General features: G+C 66.2%; 2 protein-coding genes. Both read right to left on the bottom strand.

Going from position 1 to position 1,422, the window contains the following annotated elements:
• Positions 1–891 (bottom strand): aldehyde dehydrogenase family protein (locus EOA60_RS32845; protein WP_128312614.1); only part of this gene is annotated, 891 nt, incomplete at its 3' end.
• Between the two features lie 53 nt (positions 892–944).
• The coding region (locus EOA60_RS32840; protein WP_245502674.1) for a GMC oxidoreductase at positions 945–1,422 on the bottom strand (478 nt) is incomplete at its 5' end.

Genomic DNA, 1,422 nt, shown 5'->3' with positions numbered 1-1,422 from the left:
GTCATGCAGGCCCCTCTGCACGAAGACGCGCGTGCCGTTGGAGCAGATCTGGCCGGTCGAATAGAAATTCCCGAGCATGGCGCCGCCGATGGCATTTTCGAGATCGGCATCGTCGAAGACGATCAGCGGCGACTTGCCGCCGAGCTCCATCGTGGCGTGCTTCATCTTCGAGCCGGCAAGCGACAGCACCTTGCGGCCGGTCGGTACCGAGCCGGTCACCGAAACCTTTGCCACGACATCATGGCCGACGAGGCCGGCGCCGACGTCGCCATAGCCCTGCACGACGTTGAACAGTCCGTCGGGCAGCCCGGCCTCGCTGTAGATCTCGGCCAGCGCCAGGGCCGAAAGCGGCGTGTTCTCCGACGGTTTGAACACCATGGCGTTGCCCATGGCTAAAGCCGGCGCAGATTTCCAGCCGGCGATCTGGATCGGATAGTTCCAGGCGCCGATGCCGACGCACACGCCGAGCGGCTCGCGCCTTGTATAGGCAAACGGCCCGCCGAGATCGATCATCTCGCCGTTGAAGGCGGCGACCGCGCCGGCGAAATATTCCAGGCAATCGGCGGCCGAAGGCGCGTCCGCTACCAGCGTCTCCTGGATCGCCTTGCCGGTGTCCAGCGTCTCGATGCGGGCGAGATCGGCATTGCGCGCTCGCAGAATGTCGGCAGCACGGCGCAGGATGCGGCCGCGCTCGACAGGCTTCAGCCGCGCCCAGGCCGGTTGCGCCGCGCGCGCGGCTTCGATCGCCAACTCCAGCACGTTCGGCGTCGCCGAATGCAGTGTGGCGATGGTCTCGCCGGTTCCCGGATAGATCACCGGCAACGGCGCGCCGCCGTCGTCCTCGATATAGCGGCCGTTGACGTAATGCGATGCCGTGGGCTGGGCGCGCATGGTCTTCTCCGTTCGTTATTGCTGGGCGGGGAGGGCGCCCGCCGGATCATGCGCTATCTGTCGGCCACCTGCCAGCGCGGATTGATCCAGGGTTCCTGGTTGGAAGGCGCCAGCGGCGTGCGGCCAAGGATGTGGTCGGACGCCTTCTCGCCTGTCATGATCGAAGGCGCGTTGAGATTGCCGTTGGTCACCCGTGGAAAGATCGAGGAGTCGGCGACGCGCAGGCCCTCGACGCCGATGACCCGGCATTCCGGATCGACGACGGCGGTCAGATCGTCGGCGCGGCCCATCCTGCAGGTGCCGCAGGGATGGTAGGCGCTCTCGGCGTGCTCGCGGATGAATGCGTCGAGCTCGTCGTCGGTCTGCACATGGCTGCCCGGCGAAATCTCCTTGCCACGGAAGCCGTCGAAGGCCTTCTGGCCGAAAATCTCGCGCGTCAGACGGATGCAGTGGCGGAACTCGCTCCAGTCGTCCGGATGCGACATGTAGTTGAAGCGGATCACCGGCTTCGCCTTCGGGTCGGGGGAGCGC

Source organism: Mesorhizobium sp. M1A.F.Ca.IN.020.06.1.1 (assembly GCF_004023265.1).
GTDB lineage: Bacteria > Pseudomonadota > Alphaproteobacteria > Rhizobiales > Rhizobiaceae > Mesorhizobium.
Note: the sequence above shows the minus strand (reverse complement) of the source record. Positions and strands in the feature narration are given on the sequence as shown.